Genomic DNA, 16698 nt, shown 5'->3' on the forward strand with positions numbered 1-16698 from the left:
TTGGTGCGTTGTTATTGCGTTATTGGTATGTCGATCAGACACCGAGCAGCTCGTTGAGCACCGGCATCTTCGATTCCAGTTCGGATGCAGCGAAAGACTCGACGATGTGTCCATGCTCCATCACGTAAAACCGGTCCGCCAGGGGTGCGGCAAACCGGAAATTCTGTTCCACCATGACGATGGTGTAGCCCTTGGCCTTGAGCATGGTGATCATGCGGGCCAGTGCCTGCACGATGACCGGCGCCAGGCCTTCGGAAATTTCGTCCAGCAGGAGCAGCTTGGCGCCGGTGCGCAGGATGCGTGCTACCGCCAGCATCTGCTGTTCGCCGCCCGACAGGCGCGTGCCCTGGCTGTGGCGGCGCTCTTCCAGGTTGGGGAAGATTTCATAGATCTCGTCGATCGTCATGCCCTTGGAGGACTTCGAGACCAGCGGTGGCAGCATCAGGTTTTCCTCGGCCGACAGCGACGAGAAGATGCCCCGCTCTTCCGGGCAGTAGCCCAGGCCAAGATGCGCTACCTTGTGCGTCGGCAGGCCGATCGATTCTGTGCCGTTGATCTTGATCGATCCCTTGCGGGCTCCGGTCAGGCCCATGATCGCGCGCAGCGTCGTGGTGCGTCCGGCGCCGTTGCGGCCGAGCAGCGTGACGACCTCGCCCTGCTTCACTTCCAGGTTGACGTCGTGCAGGATGTGCGACTCGCCGTACCATGCCTTGAGATTGCGGATTTCGAGTGCTGCTGCGGCCATCAATGTGCTCCTTCGAGTTGCCCGGAGGTGGTGCCCATGTAGGCTTCCATGACCTGCGGATTGCTTGATACTTCCTGGTACGTGCCTTCAGCCAGCAGCGCGCCGCGCTGAAGAACGGAAATCTTGTCGCAGATGCCGGACACCACGCTCATGTTGTGTTCCACCATCAGGATGGTGCGGCCGGCCGAGACCTTCTTGATCAGGTCGGTGACGCGGTGCACGTCTTCATGGCCCATGCCCTGCGTCGGCTCGTCGAGCAGCATCAGCTCCGGCTCCATGCCGAGCGTGGTGGCGATCTCCAGCGCACGCTTGCGGCCATAGGGCAGATCGACGGTGACGGTATCGGCGAAACTTTCCAGGTCGACTTCCGCCAGCAGCTGCATCGCGCGGTCGTTGAGGCGGTTCAGCGTGCGCTCGCTCTTCCAGAAATGGAAGGAGGTGCCGAGGCCGCGCTGCAGGCCGATGCGTACGTTTTCCAGCACGGTCAGGTGGGGAAACACGGCGGAGATCTGGAACGAGCGGATCACGCCGCGATGCGCGATCTGCTCCGGCGCCAGCGACGTGATGTCGTCGCCGTTGTAGAGGATCTTGCCCGCGGTCGGCGTCAGGAATTTCGTCAGCAGATTGAAGAAGGTGGTCTTCCCCGCACCGTTCGGGCCGATCAGGGCGTGGATGGACCCGCGCTTGACCTTGAAGTTGACGTCGTTTACTGCGATGAAACCCTTGAACCCCTTGGTCAGGTTCTGCGTTTCGAGTATGACTTCGCTTGCCATGCTTTTTCTCCAGTGTTGCTGCCGAATCTGTCGCACTGCGCTGTGGCCGTGCGTTGACTTGCTTGAATCCTGCAGGCGGCGCGAACTGCTGTTGTCCGCCGGTTTATTTCGTTCACTACCTGTGATCGTCACGAACCTTTTCGCTCCCTCCCCTTCAAGGGGAGGGTTGGGGTGGGGATGGGTTTAGGTGCCGAATTTGAAACCCATCCCCATCCCAACCTTCCCCTTGAAGGGGAAGGAGTATTCAAGGCCTTGACTACCTTTGGCGGTTAATCACTCACTCCGGAATCGTCACGGTGTTATTCGCAAACCCGATCTGATTCCCCGCCGCCGGTGTCGCCTGGATCGGCGGCACGTTGGCTGCCGTGATCGCCGGCGCCGCGCCCGCTGTGCCGCCGCGCGGCACGGTGCGCACTACCTGGCTCGGCGGCAGCGCCGCGCCATTTTTCAGATGCGCATACATCATGTTCATCGCCTGGATGTGATAGCGATGGATCGGGATCAGGCGTGAGTCATATCCCGGGAAACCGAGGAAGGCATCGAAGTGGTTGGCGTTGGTGATCTCGATGTACGACAGCTTGCTTGCCGCGCCTTCGGCCGCCTTGTTGGCTGCGAAGTAGGCACGCGAGTTGTGGTTCACCGGAATCAGCGCATCGTTGCGGCCGTGGACGATGATTGCCGGCTTGCCGCGCAGGTTGCCGTTGCGCAGGACTTCACGCATGCCGGCGCGTACGCGGTCCGAGTTCGCCAGTGCCTGGCCGGTGAGCGGCTGGCCGGTAGTGATGTCGGTGCCGGTGGCCAGGTTGCGCAGACAGATCGCGCCGTCGATGTTGTAGTCCGCAACGCCGGTCGAGGGCGATACCGAGAAGGCATCGGCAACCGGGCCGCCCACGGCATTGTTGTTCACCAGGCTGATGCCGCCGCTCGGGGTGCCGTTGCCGGTAGCGAACAGCTGGGCTTCCTGCGCCGCGGTCAATGTCGTCAGCGCGCCGGTGGTAGCGACTGTCGGTGCAAAGCTGTAGCCGCACACGTTGTCCCTGACGCTGAACTTGCCGTACATGTTGGCGTAGTAAGGCGCGAGGATGGCGTAGGTGCCGTAGTGGCTGGCCTGGAGCAGATCGCTGTCGCTTTCGAAGCCGGCTTCGCGCAGCTTCTGCAGCGACTCGTCCGCCTGCGCGGCGACCGTCGTGGCAGTCAGCAAGCCCTTGGCCCGCAGCGATGCGCAGCGGTTGGTCGCGAGTGCCGGGCTGATCAGCGTGGACAGCATCGGCGACGACGTCAGCGAAGACGACAGCACCGCGCAAGGCTGGTACAGGTTGCCGATGGTGAGCGTGTCATACAGGCCCAGACCGGCGCGTGTTACCGGCGTATTGCCGCGGCGGATGCTGAGCGCAGGATTGAGTGCAACCTCGGTCACCGGCTCGGACACGGCGACGCCGTCGATCAGGCCGCGCGTATCCTGCTCGGCTGCGAGGATCGCCGCACCGCCGCCGTTGGAGGCGCTCGAAGCGATGACCAGCGTGTTGGCCGGCGTGATGGTGTTGAGGCGGCTGGTGCCGTCGCGCGCGACATCGCCGAACTTGTCGTTCAGTGCGTAAAACGCGAACTCGACGGCCTGCAGCGTGTATTTGCCCCAATCCTTCTCGGAGTTCTGCTGCGAATGCGCCTGCTTGAGGGCGAAGCGGTTCGGCGTCGCTGTATTGAAGGCGGCCAGTTCCGCTGCAGTGAGATTGGCGGTGAAATTGGAATTCTTGCCTGCTGCGGCCGCAGTCGAACGCGTGCCGTTGATCAGGTTGACGGTATTGGCCTGCAGGTTATGGAAGCCCATGCCGCTACCCTTGTCGGTGTAGGCCACCGCGCATTTCTGCTTGAGGCCCCAGTCGCCGGCCGTGCCGATCGCGCCGTACACGCCGCGCGAACCGGAGGACGTCGCGGTCACGATGCAAGGGTTGGCCTTGTCGAAATTGGCCGGGATCTGCACCATCATCGTCACGTTGACCTGCCCTGTGTCGTCATCGGCATAGGCGATGTATTCGTCGCCGGCGATCCTGCCCTCGCCCAGCGTGGCATTGCCTGCATTGTCGACGTTCGGGCCGTAGAGTGTGCCGTAGCCGCCGTTGGCGCTGGGGTCGATCAGGGCGCGGTAGTTCGAGTAGATGGCGGCGCGGCGCAGCTCCACCGCCGTCGGATTGGCCGGGTCGGCATAGGTCGGCGCAGCGCCTGCCAGGCCGGTGCGGCCCAGGCCCGCAGTCAGCAGGTCGTTGCTGACGCCGTCATAGCTGGTCTTCTGCACATTACCGAGATAGCTCGGCTTGGCGTTGAGATTTTCGGGCGGCGCATCCGAACCGCCGCATCCGGCCAGTATGCCGGCCGCGACGACCGAGGTGAAACCGATTCTTTTACGTATTGCCATGTGTCTCGCTCCTTGAATTGATCGGCCTTCATTGGCCGATGCATTGTGGTTTTTCTACGGAACTACCTACTGCAAAACATGCATGAATTCGATGGCATCCCTTGTGTCCGTGAATGTTCTGTGAATGGCTTACAGCGTCATGCCGCCACAGACTTCAATGACCGCGCCGTTGATATAGCTCGCCTCGTCGGATGCGAGAAAAGCGAAGGTATTGGCGATTTCCTCGGGCTTGCCGAGCCTACCGAGCGGCACGCGCTCCTCGAGCGAACGGATCACCTTCTCAGGCATCGACTTGAGAATGCTGGTTTCGATGAAGCCGGGGCAGACCGCATTGACGCGGATGTTGTGCTTGCCGAGTTCGCGCGCCCAGGTCTTGGCCATGCCGATCACGCCGAACTTGCTGGCCGCATAGTTGGTCTGGCCGAAATTGCCGTAGATGCCAACGATGGAAGAGGCATTGAGCACCACGCCGCCCTTGCGCTCGATCATCGCGTCGATGACGGCCTTGGTGCAGTTATAGGTACCCTTGAGATTGACGTCGATGACCCGGTCGAACTGGTCATCGGTCATCCGCTTCAGCTGGGCGTCGGCCACGATGCCGGCATTGTTGACCAGCACATCGATCTGTCCGTAAGTGGAAAGCGCGCCGACGACCATGGCCTCGATGCTTTCCGGCTTGGTGACGTCGACGGTATAGCCGATCGCGCTGCCTCCCTGCAGGCGGATCTGGGCGACTGTTTCGGCGACGCCGTCATCGAGGTCGCAGACCACCAGCCTTGCGCCCTCCCTGGCGAATTTGAGGGCTGTGGCCTTGCCGATCCCTCGGCCGGCTCCGGTAATCAGAGCCACTTTGTTTGCAAGCCGCACTTTGTCTCCTTGTTTGCTTCAACACTGCAACGCACTTATAGTTGGTTTGCGTTTTGTCGTCTTGGAGCATGTATTGCAAGGGTTGTGCCAGCAACATTAAGTCTTTGATTATATTGATTTTTTCTCTAATACAAGGCCCAAAGACAGCTGTTTCTCATATTTCCGTTAAGCATTTGTGTTCAGCCGCTGTACACTTCAAATTTATATCTCGATATGTCATTGATAAATAACATAATTTTTGAAGTGTCTGATTTTCAGACACCTGTCTATTAATCAGACACTATCTTGTAATCGATAATTTTCTGGTAGAGCGTGGCGCGCGAAATCCCCAGCATGCGCGCGGTCAGCGCCTTGTTGCCGTGTGTCTTTTCAAGCGCAGTCTTGATGGACCTGCGCTCGAGTTCTGCGATGCTTTCGGCCAGCGGACGCACGTCTTCCGCCTGCGATGTGCCGTCCTCCGACGGCGCCGGCCCGGCGGGTGCGGGCGACGCTTCGCCGCTGCTCAGGATGCCGGCGAAGTCTTCCGCCGACAGCGCGAGGCTGTCGGTCAGCATGCCGGCCTGTTCGAGCGCATTGCGCAGTTCGCGCACGTTGCCAGGCCAGCTGTAGGACGCGAGCAGCGCCCGCGCCGACGGCGTCAGCTCGCGCTGCGGCATGCCTGTGCGGGTGGCGATCTGTTCGAGGAGGTGTTCGCACAAGGCATCGAGGTCCGCGACCCGCTCGCGCAGCGGCGGCAGCACGATGGGCAGCACATTCAGCCGGTAATACAGATCCGACCGGAACTTGCCTTCGGCGACCAGCTGCTTCAGATCGTGACTGGTCGCCGCAATGACGCGCACATCGACCTTGGTCACCTTGTTGGAGCCGAGCGGCTCGATTTCCTGCTCCTGCAGCACGCGCAGCAGCTTGGCCTGCACTTGCAGCGGCATGTCCCCCACTTCATCCAGGAACAGCGTGCCGCCGTCGGCGATCTTGAACTTGCCTTCCCTGCCCTTGCGGTCCGCGCCCGTGTAGGCGCCCGGCGACACGCCGAAGAACTCGGATTCCAGCAGCGTATCGGGTACGGCGGCGATATTGATGCCGACGAAAGGCCGTCCCGCCCGGCCGGACGCGGCATGAATGCCGTGCGCGAGCAATTCCTTGCCGGTGCCGGTTTCGCCGAGCAGCAGGACGGTGGTATCGAGCTGCGCCGCCCGCCGCGCGCGATGCTTGAGTTCCAGCGACACCGGGCTGACGCCGACAAAGCTCGATATCGAATATTTCGTGTGCCGCAGCTGGGCAAGCTCCTTTTGGGTATTGGCCAGTGCCCACTGGAGTTCGGAGAATTTCGACACCAGCGGCTTGAGCCGCTGCAGCCGGTCGTAGAGTGCAAAGCCGAGGGCGCCGATGACCTTGCCGGAATCGTCCTTGAGCGGTATGCGCATCACGACCAGGGGCTGGTCGTGGATCATCATGATATCGAGCAGGATGGGCTTGCCGGTTTGCACCACTTCGCGCATCCGGCTGTTGGGCAGAATTTCTTCGACGGGTTTGCCCAGCGCTTCCTCCGGCCCTTTCAGGCCTAGGAAGGATGCATACTTCTCGTTCATCCATGCGATGCGGCCCTGGTCATCGACTGCCATCGTGCCTTCGCAGGATTCATCCAGCAGGTCGAGCAGGGATTCCATCCCGAGCCGTTGAATGCCGTCGACATCCCAGGAAGCAGCAATAGACGTCTTCATTTCTCCTCCTGGATTCCCGATTGGATTTCACGGTCCAAGCCGGCATGCATGACATGCATGCCCCCTGTGTACCATGGTACAAAAACGTAGCTGATTATAGAGGCGACCGGAGAAGTTTTGACTACGCAGTTCTACTAGGTGACAGGTGAACAAGGACAGTCTTTTGACATTTGGTCGAAGCGCTTGACCTCCCCTCTGCCTCAGGCGAGGCGAAGGCAGGGTTTCGCAAACCAGCGGTTTGCGCTGCTGAAGCCGATTTGGCTTGCAAACCACATCGTGGGGCGCGGAGCAAGGGACAGGGGTAAGGGGTGGATATGCAAGTCCTCCTGCGGTCTTGGCAATTCCCCTCACCCCGGCCCCTCTCCCGCCTGCGGGAGAGGGGTTTCATTCTCCGTACTTTCCACCAGCGCCGTCCGCCTCCCTTCTCCCGCAAGCGGGAGAAGGGTTGGGGATGAGGGGAATAGCGAGACCTCCTGCGTTGTTGCAGTCCTCCTCACTTCCGCCCCCGCTTCGCTTGCCACGGTTCGGCTTCCAAGCCGAACCGGCTATGGCAGCGCAAACGGATGTTTTGCGAAACACAGCCTTCGCGTCGTTTAAGGAGAGAAGATGAATTGTCGGTATCGAAGAACCTTTCGCTTGCTGCTGGAGTCCCGTTGTCTATTCAATTGCCTGCAAATGAATAGATCGCACTGCAGCAAATGGTCTGTTGGTTTGGCTAAAGCCAAGGGCATGAGGCGAATGCTGCAGCGCAAAGAAAAAGAGCCGCAACAGCGGCTCTTGCTTTTTCCTGACTTGCGAAAGAGTGAACGGCCATCAACGCCAGCCCTTCTGCGATTCCTAACGCTTCAAGAGGTTAAGAATCGCGTACAGCTCATTCCTGATCGCGACCACGCTCATTCCCACCGCCGGTCCGTCCATTGCGGGTGCAATGTCTTCCGCCGGACTTGCTGCATGCACGGTGACCGCCGCACTTGCACCGCTCATGCGGGTGTCGAGCTTGTTGCGCGCACCGCTGATGGTGAATCCCTGCTCGTACAGCAGTTCGCGGATACGGCGGATCAGCAGAACCTCGTGATGCTGGTAATAGCGCCGGTTCCCTCGGCGTTTCACCGGTTTGAGCTGGGTGAACTCCTGCTCCCAATAACGCAATACATGCGGCTTCACGCCGCACAGATCGCTGACTTCGCCGATGGTGAAGTAGCGCTTCGCCGGAATCGGCGGCAACACCACGGCTTCGGACTTATTGGCGCGCTCGTTCATGGATCAGGAATCAGGCGACGCGGGCAAGCGGCTTGTGGCTCGCGACTTCCACCATGCCCTTGAGCTTCTGGCTGGCATGGAAGGTCACAACCCGGCGCGCGGTGATGGGAATCTCTTCGCCGGTTTTCGGGTTGCGGCCAGGCCGCTGCGGCTTGTCGCGCAACTGGAAATTGCCGAAACCCGACAGCTTCACCGACTCGCCACGCTCAAGCGCATTGCGGATTTCGTCGAAAAAGGTTTCGACCATGTCCTTTGCTTCGCGCTTGTTGAGGCCGACCTGCTCGAACAGGAGTTCTGCAAGTTCGGCCTTGGTCAGCGTGGGTAATTCCTTTTCAGCCTGAGTACGGGCTTTCGCCTCCTGCATAGCGCGATTGAGGTCGGCGGCCAAGACGGATTGAAATTCGGCTGAGTTCACGTCATTCATAGTGGTTATGTCGTCCCTGCCCTGCTGAGTTGACTACCATTCATGCTCGCAATTTTGCGCCATGATGCTTCTCGGCCGACGCAATGAAAGCGGCCATTGCAGCCTCGACTTTTTCGTCTTGCAGGGTAGTTTGAGTATCTTGCAAGGTGAATCGGAAAGCAAGACTTTTTTCGTCATTCGCCAAGCCTTTGCCACGATATTCATCAAATAAAACAATGGCTTGCATGATAGCACAGGCAGGGTTGGATTGACGCTCGGCAATAAAGGAATCGATCAGCGCCTGCGCCGGCACCGATTGCTTGACGACGACGGCGATGTCGCGCGTGACCGCAGGGAACTTGGAAATTTCCTGGTAGGCCGGCAGGCTGCGCGTCTGCAGCGCAGCGGCATCCACCTCGAATACCACCGGCGCCAGCGGCAGATCGTATTTCTGCTGCCAGCGTGGATGCAATTCGCCGATGAAGCCGACCACACGGTCGCCGAGCAGTACGTTGGCGGAACGGCCGGGATGAAGCGCGGGATGCTCTGCCTTGACGAAGCGCAGCTCCGCAGGTGCGAACAGTGTTTCCAGATCGGCCTTCACGTCGAAATAATCGACATTGCGCGCCGGCAGACCCCACTGCTCTTCCGCCACCTGGCCATAGGCGATCGCGGCGACCCGCTTGGGCTGTTCGTAGCCGGCCACCGACAAGGCGCCGTCCTGGGTGGTATCGGCGCGCAGGTAGACGGCGCCGATCTCGAAGGCGCGAACGCGGTTGAGCTTGCGGTTGAGGTTGTAGCGCACATTCGCGACCAGGCTCGCGACCAGCGTGGAACGCATGACGCTCATCTGGCTCGCGATGGGATTGAGCAGGCGGATCGGATTGGTGTTTCCGGCGAAATCGGCTTCCCAGCTTTCCTCGACAAAGCTGAAGTTCACGACTTCCTGATAATCGGCGTCCGCCAGCTGGCGGCGGATGGCGAACAGCGAGCGCGTGTTTTCAGGCGCGATGCGCATGGTGTTGGCCGCGACCGGCGCCAGGGCCGGAATGTTCTCGAAGCCATAGACGCGCGCGATTTCCTCGATCAGGTCTTCTTCGATTTCGATGTCGAAGCGATACGAAGGCGGGGTGACAGTGAATGCGCCCTGCTCCTGTGTGAATGGCAGGCCGAGACGCGTGAAGATGTCTGCGATCTGCTCGTCGCCGACCGGCACGCCGATCACCTTGGCCGCGCGCGCGGTGCGCACGGTGACAGGCTTGCGCTGCGGCAGATTGACCACATGGTCGTCGACCGGACCGACCTTCGTGTCCTTGTTGCCGCAGATTTCCACGAGGAGCGCGGTAATGCGCTCGATATGCTCCACGGTCGTCGCATAGTCGACGCCGCGCTCGAAGCGATGCGCCGCATCGGTCGAGAAGTTGTAGCGGCGCGCACGGCCCTGGATGGCATTGGGCCACCAGAAAGCGGCTTCAAGATAGATGTCCGTGGTATCGAGCGTCACGGCCGTCGAGTCGCCGCCCATGATGCCGGCGAGCGATTCGATTTCCTTGTCGTCGGCAATGACGCCGACCCAGTCATCGACTTCGACCGTATTGCCGTTCAGGAGCTTGAGCGTTTCGCCCGCCTTGCCCCAGCGCACATCGAGGCCGCCGTGGATCTTTTGCAGGTCGAATACGTGGCTCGGACGTCCAAGTTCGAGCATCACATAGTTGGAGATATCGACCAGCGCCGAGATCGGACGCTGGCCGCTGCGCTCGAGCCGGCGCTTCATCCAGTCGGGCGTCTGCGCACGCGCATTGAGACCCCGGATGATGCGGCCGGAGAAGCGTCCGCACAGGTCAGGTGCAGACACCTTGACCGGCAGCTTTTCGTCGGTGTTGACGGCAACCGCCTTGTACGTCGGTACTCTGAGCGGCGTGCCTGTCAGTGCGGCGACTTCGCGTGCGACGCCAAGCACGGACAAGCAATCCGCCTTGTTGGGCGTGAGCTTGATCGTGAACTTCAGGTCGTTCAGCTGGTAGTAGTCGCGGAAGTTCTGACCGACCGGTGCATCGTCGGGCAGCTCGAGCAGGCCGGAGTTTTCCTCGGACAGCTTGAGTTCGCGCGCCGAGCAGAGCATGCCCTGCGATTCCACGCCGCGCAGCTGGCCGACCTTGATTTCGAACGGTTTGCCGTCGTCGCCGGGCGGCAGCTTGGCGCCGGCCATCGCGCAGGCGACCTTCAGGCCCGCGCGCACGTTCGGCGCGCCGCAGACGATATTGAGCAGGGTGCCGGTGCCGGCATCGACCTGGCACACATTCAGGCGGTCGGCATTGGGATGCTTGGCCACCTCGACCACCCTGGCGACGACGACATTGGAAAACGGCGGCGCAACGGGATCGACGTCTTCCACTTCAAGTCCCGACATGGTCAGGAGGTGGGACAACTCGTCCGACGTCATCTTCGGATCAACCAGGGTACGGAGCCAGCTCTCGGAAAATTGCATGGTAAGCCTTCAGATATTCTGAATTACGGTACACATCACTTCCGCGCTTCCCTTTCCTTGCTTGCCGGACCGCCGGCCGATGCCGCGGCATCGATCATCTTCACGGCGTTCATGCGGGCCCGCAGGGTCCGGGGCAATGAAAATATTCTGGAAGCGCTTCTGTATTCTTTTTAGTTGAACTGCTTCAGGAATCGCAGATCGCCTTCATAAAACAGGCGCAGATCATTGATGCCGTAACGCAGCATGGTCAGGCGCTCAATGCCCGAGCCGAATGCAAATCCAATGTACTGGGCTGGATCGAGGCCCATGTTGCGCACCACGGTCGGATGCACCTGCCCCGCGCCGGACACTTCCAGCCAGCGGCCCTTGAGCGGACCGCTGCCGAAGGCGATATCGATCTCGGCCGAGGGTTCGGTGAACGGGAAATAGGACGGACGGAAACGCACCTGCAGGTCGTCGGTTTCGAAGAATGCCTTGACGAAGTTGAGGTACACGCCCTTGAGGTCGGCGAAGCTGATGTTTTCATCGATCCAGAGACCCTCGACCTGGTGGAACATCGGAGAATGCGTCGCATCGCTGTCGACACGATAGGTGCGTCCCGGCGCAATGACCTTGATTGGCGGCTTGTTCATGCGCGCATAGCGTACCTGCATCGGGCTGGTATGCGTGCGCAGCAGCAGCGGCTTGCCTTGGGTATCCTTGCCGTCAATGTAAAAGGTGTCCTGCATGGAACGGGCCGGATGGTTTTCCGGGCTGTTCAATGCGGTGAAGTTGGTCCAGTCGTTCTCGATTTCCGGGCCGTCCGCGACGTCGAAACCGATGGAGCCGAAAATCTGTTCGATACGTTCCCAGGTCCGCATGACCGGATGAATGCCGCCCTTGCCGCGCCCGCGGCCGGGCAGCGTGACGTCGATGGCTTCGGCATTGAGGCGCGCCTCCATCTGGGCGTTGGCGAGAGCGTCGCGGCGCGCGTTCAGTGCTGCCTCGATCTGCTCCTTGGCTGCGTTGATGACGGCGCCCTGGGCCTTGCGCTCTTCCGGCGCCAGCTTGCCGAGGCCCTTCATGTGTTCAGTGATTTGTCCCGTCTTACCGAGGTATTTTGCTTTTGCGTTCTCAAGCGCGGCAGCGTCATCGGCTGCTGCAAAATCGGTTTGCGCCTGGGCGACGATTTGTTCTAGGGAAGTCATGCGGCTGTTTGCCCGTGAAAATGTATCGGTATCGATGTCTGCGCCGGATAAGTCGGGGACGCAATGTGAAGCAATGTGCGGAGCAGCGTTACGCGCTTTGCGACATCAGTAAAACATCAGAAAAACATCAAAGCGAAAGCTCAAAAAAAAACGGAGCACAGGTGTCGACCTTTGCCCCGCTTTTCAGTGCAGCGCCGCCGGCGAGGCGACGCACGCGATCACAACGTTCAAGCAGCGATGTTGGCCTTCACCTGTTTGACAATCGCGGCAAACGCCGGCTTGTCCATCACAGCCATATCGGCCAGAACCTTGCGGTCGAGTTCGATGTTGGCTTTCTTGAGACCGTTCATGAATACGCTGTAGGTAACGCCGTGCTCACGCGATGCCGCGTTGATACGGGTGATCCACAGTGCGCGGAATACGCGCTTCTTGTTGCGGCGATCGCGGTAGGCATACTGGCCTGCGCGCATGACCGCCTGCTTGGCGATACGGAAAACGGTACTGCGACGACCACGGTAGCCTTTGGCTTGGTCGAGGACTTTCTTGTGACGGGCCCGTGCGGTAACCCCACGTTTTACTCGAGGCATGGTAGCTCCTTCTTATGTAGGGTTAGGCGAAAGGCATCATCGCACGGATGGAGTTCATGTTTGTCTCATGAACGTCCACTGCACCGCGCAGCTGGCGCTTGTTCTTGGTGGTTTTCTTGGTCAGGATGTGACGCTTGAAGGCTTGACCGCGCTTGACAGTACCGCCCGGACGTACGCGGAAGCGCTTTTTTGCGCTGCTCTTCGTCTTCATTTTAGGCATAGCAATATCTGTCCTCTCGGACAGCTCCGTTTTTAGCATGATTGCAGGTGGCAATACTTCATTGCACTTGGATGCCTGCTTTCACTTGTTTTGCAGTGAGGCTTCCCTCCTGCGATCGGCATCGGACGGCTCGCCTCCATCATGGACGGCTGGCGACCGATGCGAATTCTTTGTTTATTTTTTCTTCTTGGGCGCCAGTACCATCACCATCTGGCGGCCTTCCATCTTGGGAAACTGCTCGACCTGACCGTACGGCTCCAGATCGGCCTTCAATCGCTCCAGCATGCGCATGCCGATATCCTGGTGAGCCATCTCGCGACCGCGGAAGCGCAGAGTAATCTTGGTCTTGTCCCCTTCTTCCAGGAACTTGGTCAGATTACGCAGCTTGATGTTGTAATCACCATCATCGGTACCCGGGCGGAATTTGACTTCCTTGACCTGGATAACCTTTTGCTTGAGCTTCGCTTCGTGGGCCTTTTTCTGCTCCTGGTACTTGAACTTGCCGTAATCCATCAAGCGGCAGACCGGCGGCTGCGCAGTCGGCGCGATTTCCACCAGGTCCACATTCGCCTCTTCAGCGAGGCGAAAGGCTTCAGCAAGACTAACGATGCCCAGCGGCTCGTTATCCACACCAGTTAAACGCAGTTGCGGCACAGTGATTTCGCCGTTGATGCGATGCGACTTGTCAGTAGCTATTGCAGTTTCCTTTAAAAATCAAATAACTAAGCCGTGCTATCGCGCTCAGGAGGAAGTCCTCAGGCTTTGGTGTCCACTTCATGTTTCAGGCGGTCCACCAGTGCATCGACGGGCATGACACCCAGATCGACGTTGCCCCGCGCACGCACGGCCACTGTGTTGGCATCCCGCTCCTTGTCGCCGATGACGACGATGTAAGGCAGCTTTTTGACGGAATGCTCGCGTATTTTATAGGTTATTTTCTCGTTACGCAAATCGAGGTGCACCCTAAACCCTTGTTTTTTCAGGTTTTGTGCAACGTTTTGCGCATAATCAGACTGGGCGTCGGAAATATTGAGCACCGCGATTTGCACCGGGGCCAGCCACAGCGGGAGTGCGCCGGCGTGGTTTTCGATCAGGATGCCGACGAAGCGTTCCATCGAACCCACGATCGCCCTGTGCAGCATGACCGGCACCTTGCGGGTGTTGTCATCGGCAACATATTCGGCACCGAGGCGGCCCGGCATCGAAAAGTCGACCTGCATCGTGCCGACCTGCCACGGACGGCCGAGCGAATCCTTCAGGTGGTATTCGATCTTCGGTCCGTAGAAAGCACCCTCGCCCGGCAGCTCTTCCCATGTCACGCCGCAGGCGCGCAATGCAGAGCGCAGGGTTTCCTCTGCATGGTTCCAGGTTTCATCGGAGCCGATGCGGCTGTCCGGCCGCAGGGCGAGCTTGATCGCGATTTCCGAGAAGCCGAAGTCTTTGTAAACGCTCATCGCCTGCTCGTGGAATGCAGTCACTTCGCCCTGGATCTGCTCCTCGGTGCAGAAGATGTGGCCGTCATCCTGGGTGAAGCCGCGTACACGCATGATGCCGTGCAGTGCGCCCGAAGGCTCGTTGCGGTGGCACTGGCCGAATTCGCCGTAGCGCAGCGGCAAGTCGCGATAGCTGCGCAGGTCGGAGTTGTAAATCTGGACATGGCCCGGGCAGTTCATCGGCTTGAGCGCGTAATTGCGGTTTTCCGATTCGGTGACGAACATGTTTTCGCGGTAGTTCTGCCAGTGGCCGGTCTTTTCCCACAGGGACCGATCGAGAATCTGCGGCGCCTTGACTTCCTGGTAACCGCTCTCGCGATAGACATGGCGCATGTACTGCTCGACCTGCTGCCAGACGGTCCAGCCCTTCGGATGCCAGAACACCAGGCCGGGTGCCTCGTCCTGGAAATGGAACAGGTCGAGCGCCTTGCCCAGCTTGCGGTGATCGCGCTTTTCAGCCTCTTCCAGCATGTGCAGGTAGGCTTCCTGGTCTTCCTTCTTCGCCCATGCCGTTCCATAGACACGCTGCAGCATCTCGTTCTTCGAGTCGCCGCGCCAGTAGGCGCCGGCCAGCTTCATCAGCTTGAAGACCTTGAGCTTGCCGGTCGAAGGCACGTGCGGGCCGCGGCAGAGATCGGTGAAGCCGCCTTCGGAATACAGCGAAACGTCTTCGCCCTGCGGAATGGACTCGATGATCTCGGCCTTGTAGGCTTCGCCGATGGACTTGAAATACGCAACCGCCTCGTCGCGCGGTAGCACCTTGCGGGTGACCGGTTCATCCTTTTTGGCCAGCTCGGCCATTTTCTTCTCGATGGCCTGCAGGTCTTCCGGAGTAAACGGACGCTTGTACGAGAAATCGTAGTAGAAGCCGTTCTCGATCACCGGACCGATGGTGACTTGCGCTTCGGGAAACAATTCCTTGACGGCATAGGCGAGCAGGTGCGCGGTCGAATGGCGGATGACGTCTAGGCCATCCGGATCCTTGTCGGTGACGATTGCCAGATCGGCATCGCGCTCGATCAGATAGGAAGTGTCGACCAGCTTGCCGTCCACCTTGCCTGCCAGGGCGGCCTTTGCCAAGCCTGCGCCGATGCTTGCGGCAACCTGGGCGACGGTGACTGCGGAATCGAATTGCCGTTGCGAACCATCTGGAAGTCGGACTGATACCATTTTGCTCTCCATGCCAGCGAGGGAATTGCTACTGACGCTAGACTTAGTGTTAAAAACTGCGGACGAAAAAAAACGCGGACTAGCCGCGCTTTTTCAAATTTGCAAAGACGAAAAAGATCCCGACTAGCGTCGCACTAAAACCTTTGCGGTTGTAGTTCGCGGTGTCATAACCGGGATTGCCTTTCTCACTCTTACAAATGTACTGCTGTTCGTTGGTAGGCTCGATTGGACTCGAACCAACGACCCCTACCATGTCAAGGTAGTGCTCTAACCAGCTGAGCTACGAGCCTAAAGAAGCGAAATTATAGCGGCAAAATTTTGAATTTGCTAGCCATAATTCAATCCCGTGGCTGCCGACAGGGGCAATGCATGGCGAATCCGTTATGATCCTGATATGCGTGAACACCCCGGCACTCCCCTCGCCCGCGAACTGCATGCCCACCGCGCGGGCGATGCAGCGCATCGCCATGAGCTGACCGGCCGCAATCCGAAAGTACTGGCCGCAGCGGCCGGATTGACGCTGGTGTTTGCGGCGGTGGAGGCCTTCGCGGGATTGGTGTCGAACTCGCTGGCCCTTATTTCCGATGCCGGCCACATGCTGACCGACAGCGCATCGCTCGTCTTCGCGCTGCTGGCGCAATTCATTGCGCGCAGGCCGCCCTCGCCGAAAAACTCCTTCGGACTCGGCCGCGCGGAAGCTCTCGCCGCCTTCATCAATGCCCTCGCCATGCTGGTACTGATCGGATGGATAGCTTATGAGGCCTTTGTCCGCCTGCGCGAACCGCTGCCAGTGCAGGGGCAGACGGTCTTCGTGGTGGCCGCAATCGGCCTGGCGATCAATCTTGCCGTGGCATGGCTGCTGTCGCAGGACAAAAACAGCGTCAACACCCGTGCCGCCCTGGTCCATGTGATGGGCGATCTTCTCGGATCGGTCGCAGCGATCGCGGCCGGGGTGGTGATCTACTTCACCGGCTGGCTGCCGGCCGACCCCCTCCTCTCAATTGCTGTCAGCCTGCTGCTGCTGAAATCGACAATTGGCATCCTGCGCGAGTCATACCACTTTCTGATGGAAGGCGTGCCGCGCCATATCGACTACCTGCAGGTCGGTTCGGATCTGGCCGCGGTCGAGGGCGTACGGTCGGTGCATGACCTGCATGTCTGGGAAATGACGCCGGGAGAGCCCGCGCTGATCGGCCACGTGGAAATCGGCGACCTGCAGCGCTGGCCGGAGATACTGCGCGATATCAGGCATGTGCTGCTGACGCGCCACCATATCGACCATGTGACGCTGCAGCCGGAACTGCCCAGGATGGTCGAGGGCGAATGACCGGCTAAGCAATTGAACAACGGAGGCGAAGTTTGGCAGCGGCT

14 protein-coding genes and 1 tRNA gene are annotated in these 16698 nt (G+C 59.8%); 1 reads left to right on the forward strand and 14 read right to left on the reverse strand.

From position 1 onward, the window contains the following. Positions 1–34: 34 nt before the first annotated feature. The 14 genes from IGW03_RS15660 to IGW03_RS15725 form a co-directional block, all read right to left on the reverse strand. Positions 35–745 carry an ABC transporter ATP-binding protein gene (locus IGW03_RS15660; RefSeq protein ID WP_194723507.1) on the reverse strand — a complete coding sequence of 237 codons (711 nt, stop codon included), beginning with the start codon at positions 743–745 and terminating at the stop codon, positions 35–37. Then, the gene (locus tag IGW03_RS15665; protein WP_194723508.1) at positions 745–1518 is read right to left on the reverse strand and encodes an ABC transporter ATP-binding protein; all 774 of its coding nucleotides are present in this window, start codon (positions 1516–1518) and stop codon (positions 745–747) included. Before IGW03_RS15665 ends, IGW03_RS15660 begins: the two co-directional genes overlap by 1 nt. Before the next feature lie 277 nt (positions 1519–1795). Further along, positions 1796–3931 carry a 3-hydroxybutyrate oligomer hydrolase family protein gene (locus IGW03_RS15670; protein ID WP_194723509.1) on the reverse strand — a complete coding sequence of 712 codons (2136 nt, stop codon included), beginning with the start codon at positions 3929–3931 and terminating at the stop codon, positions 1796–1798. A 129-nt stretch (positions 3932–4060) separates the two neighbouring features. Continuing rightward, a complete protein-coding gene (gene fabG, locus IGW03_RS15675; RefSeq protein WP_194723510.1) occupies positions 4061–4798 on the reverse strand; it encodes a 3-oxoacyl-[acyl-carrier-protein] reductase in 738 nt (245 codons plus the stop codon). A gap of 269 nt (positions 4799–5067) precedes the next feature. Then, positions 5068–6519, reverse strand: a complete 1452-nt coding sequence (locus IGW03_RS15680; protein WP_194723511.1) for a sigma-54 interaction domain-containing protein — start codon at positions 6517–6519, stop codon at positions 5068–5070. An 837-nt stretch (positions 6520–7356) separates the two neighbouring features. Beyond that, positions 7357–7779 carry a MerR family transcriptional regulator gene (locus IGW03_RS15685; protein ID WP_194723512.1) on the reverse strand — a complete coding sequence of 141 codons (423 nt, stop codon included), beginning with the start codon at positions 7777–7779 and terminating at the stop codon, positions 7357–7359. 10 nt (positions 7780–7789) lie between these two features. Continuing rightward, positions 7790–8203: an integration host factor subunit alpha gene (locus IGW03_RS15690; RefSeq protein ID WP_194723513.1), complete on the reverse strand. Its 414-nt coding sequence runs from the start codon at positions 8201–8203 to the stop codon at positions 7790–7792. A 40-nt stretch (positions 8204–8243) separates the two neighbouring features. Continuing rightward, a complete protein-coding gene (pheT, locus tag IGW03_RS15695) occupies positions 8244–10670 on the reverse strand; it encodes a phenylalanine--tRNA ligase subunit beta (protein WP_194723514.1) in 2427 nt (808 codons plus the stop codon). 170 nt (positions 10671–10840) lie between these two features. Further along, positions 10841–11857 carry a phenylalanine--tRNA ligase subunit alpha gene (pheS, locus tag IGW03_RS15700; protein ID WP_194723515.1) on the reverse strand — a complete coding sequence of 339 codons (1017 nt, stop codon included), beginning with the start codon at positions 11855–11857 and terminating at the stop codon, positions 10841–10843. A 227-nt stretch (positions 11858–12084) separates the two neighbouring features. Beyond that, complete coding sequence (gene rplT / locus IGW03_RS15705; protein WP_194723516.1) at positions 12085–12444, reverse strand: 50S ribosomal protein L20; 360 nt, start codon at positions 12442–12444, stop codon at positions 12085–12087. Positions 12445–12466: 22 nt separating this feature from the next. Continuing rightward, entirely contained in the window at positions 12467–12664 is a 198-nt protein-coding gene (gene rpmI / locus IGW03_RS15710; RefSeq protein ID WP_132259957.1) for a 50S ribosomal protein L35, read from the reverse strand. Between the two features lie 174 nt (positions 12665–12838). Further along, positions 12839–13360, reverse strand: a complete 522-nt coding sequence (gene infC / locus IGW03_RS15715; protein ID WP_194723610.1) for a translation initiation factor IF-3 — start codon at positions 13358–13360, stop codon at positions 12839–12841. Positions 13361–13419: 59 nt separating this feature from the next. Continuing rightward, the gene (thrS, locus tag IGW03_RS15720) at positions 13420–15327 is read right to left on the reverse strand and encodes a threonine--tRNA ligase (RefSeq protein WP_194723517.1); all 1908 of its coding nucleotides are present in this window, start codon (positions 15325–15327) and stop codon (positions 13420–13422) included. Between the two features lie 213 nt (positions 15328–15540). Then, a tRNA-Val gene (locus IGW03_RS15725) sits at positions 15541–15617 on the reverse strand. Between the two features lie 104 nt (positions 15618–15721). Here IGW03_RS15725 and IGW03_RS15730 point away from each other — a divergent pair. Continuing rightward, positions 15722–16654 carry a cation diffusion facilitator family transporter gene (locus tag IGW03_RS15730; RefSeq protein ID WP_194723518.1) on the forward strand — a complete coding sequence of 311 codons (933 nt, stop codon included), beginning with the start codon at positions 15722–15724 and terminating at the stop codon, positions 16652–16654. Positions 16655–16698: the final 44 nt, after the last annotated feature.

The sequence above is a fragment of the Noviherbaspirillum malthae genome (genome assembly GCF_015352985.1).
GTDB classification, from domain to species: domain Bacteria; phylum Pseudomonadota; class Gammaproteobacteria; order Burkholderiales; family Burkholderiaceae_D; genus Noviherbaspirillum; species Noviherbaspirillum malthae.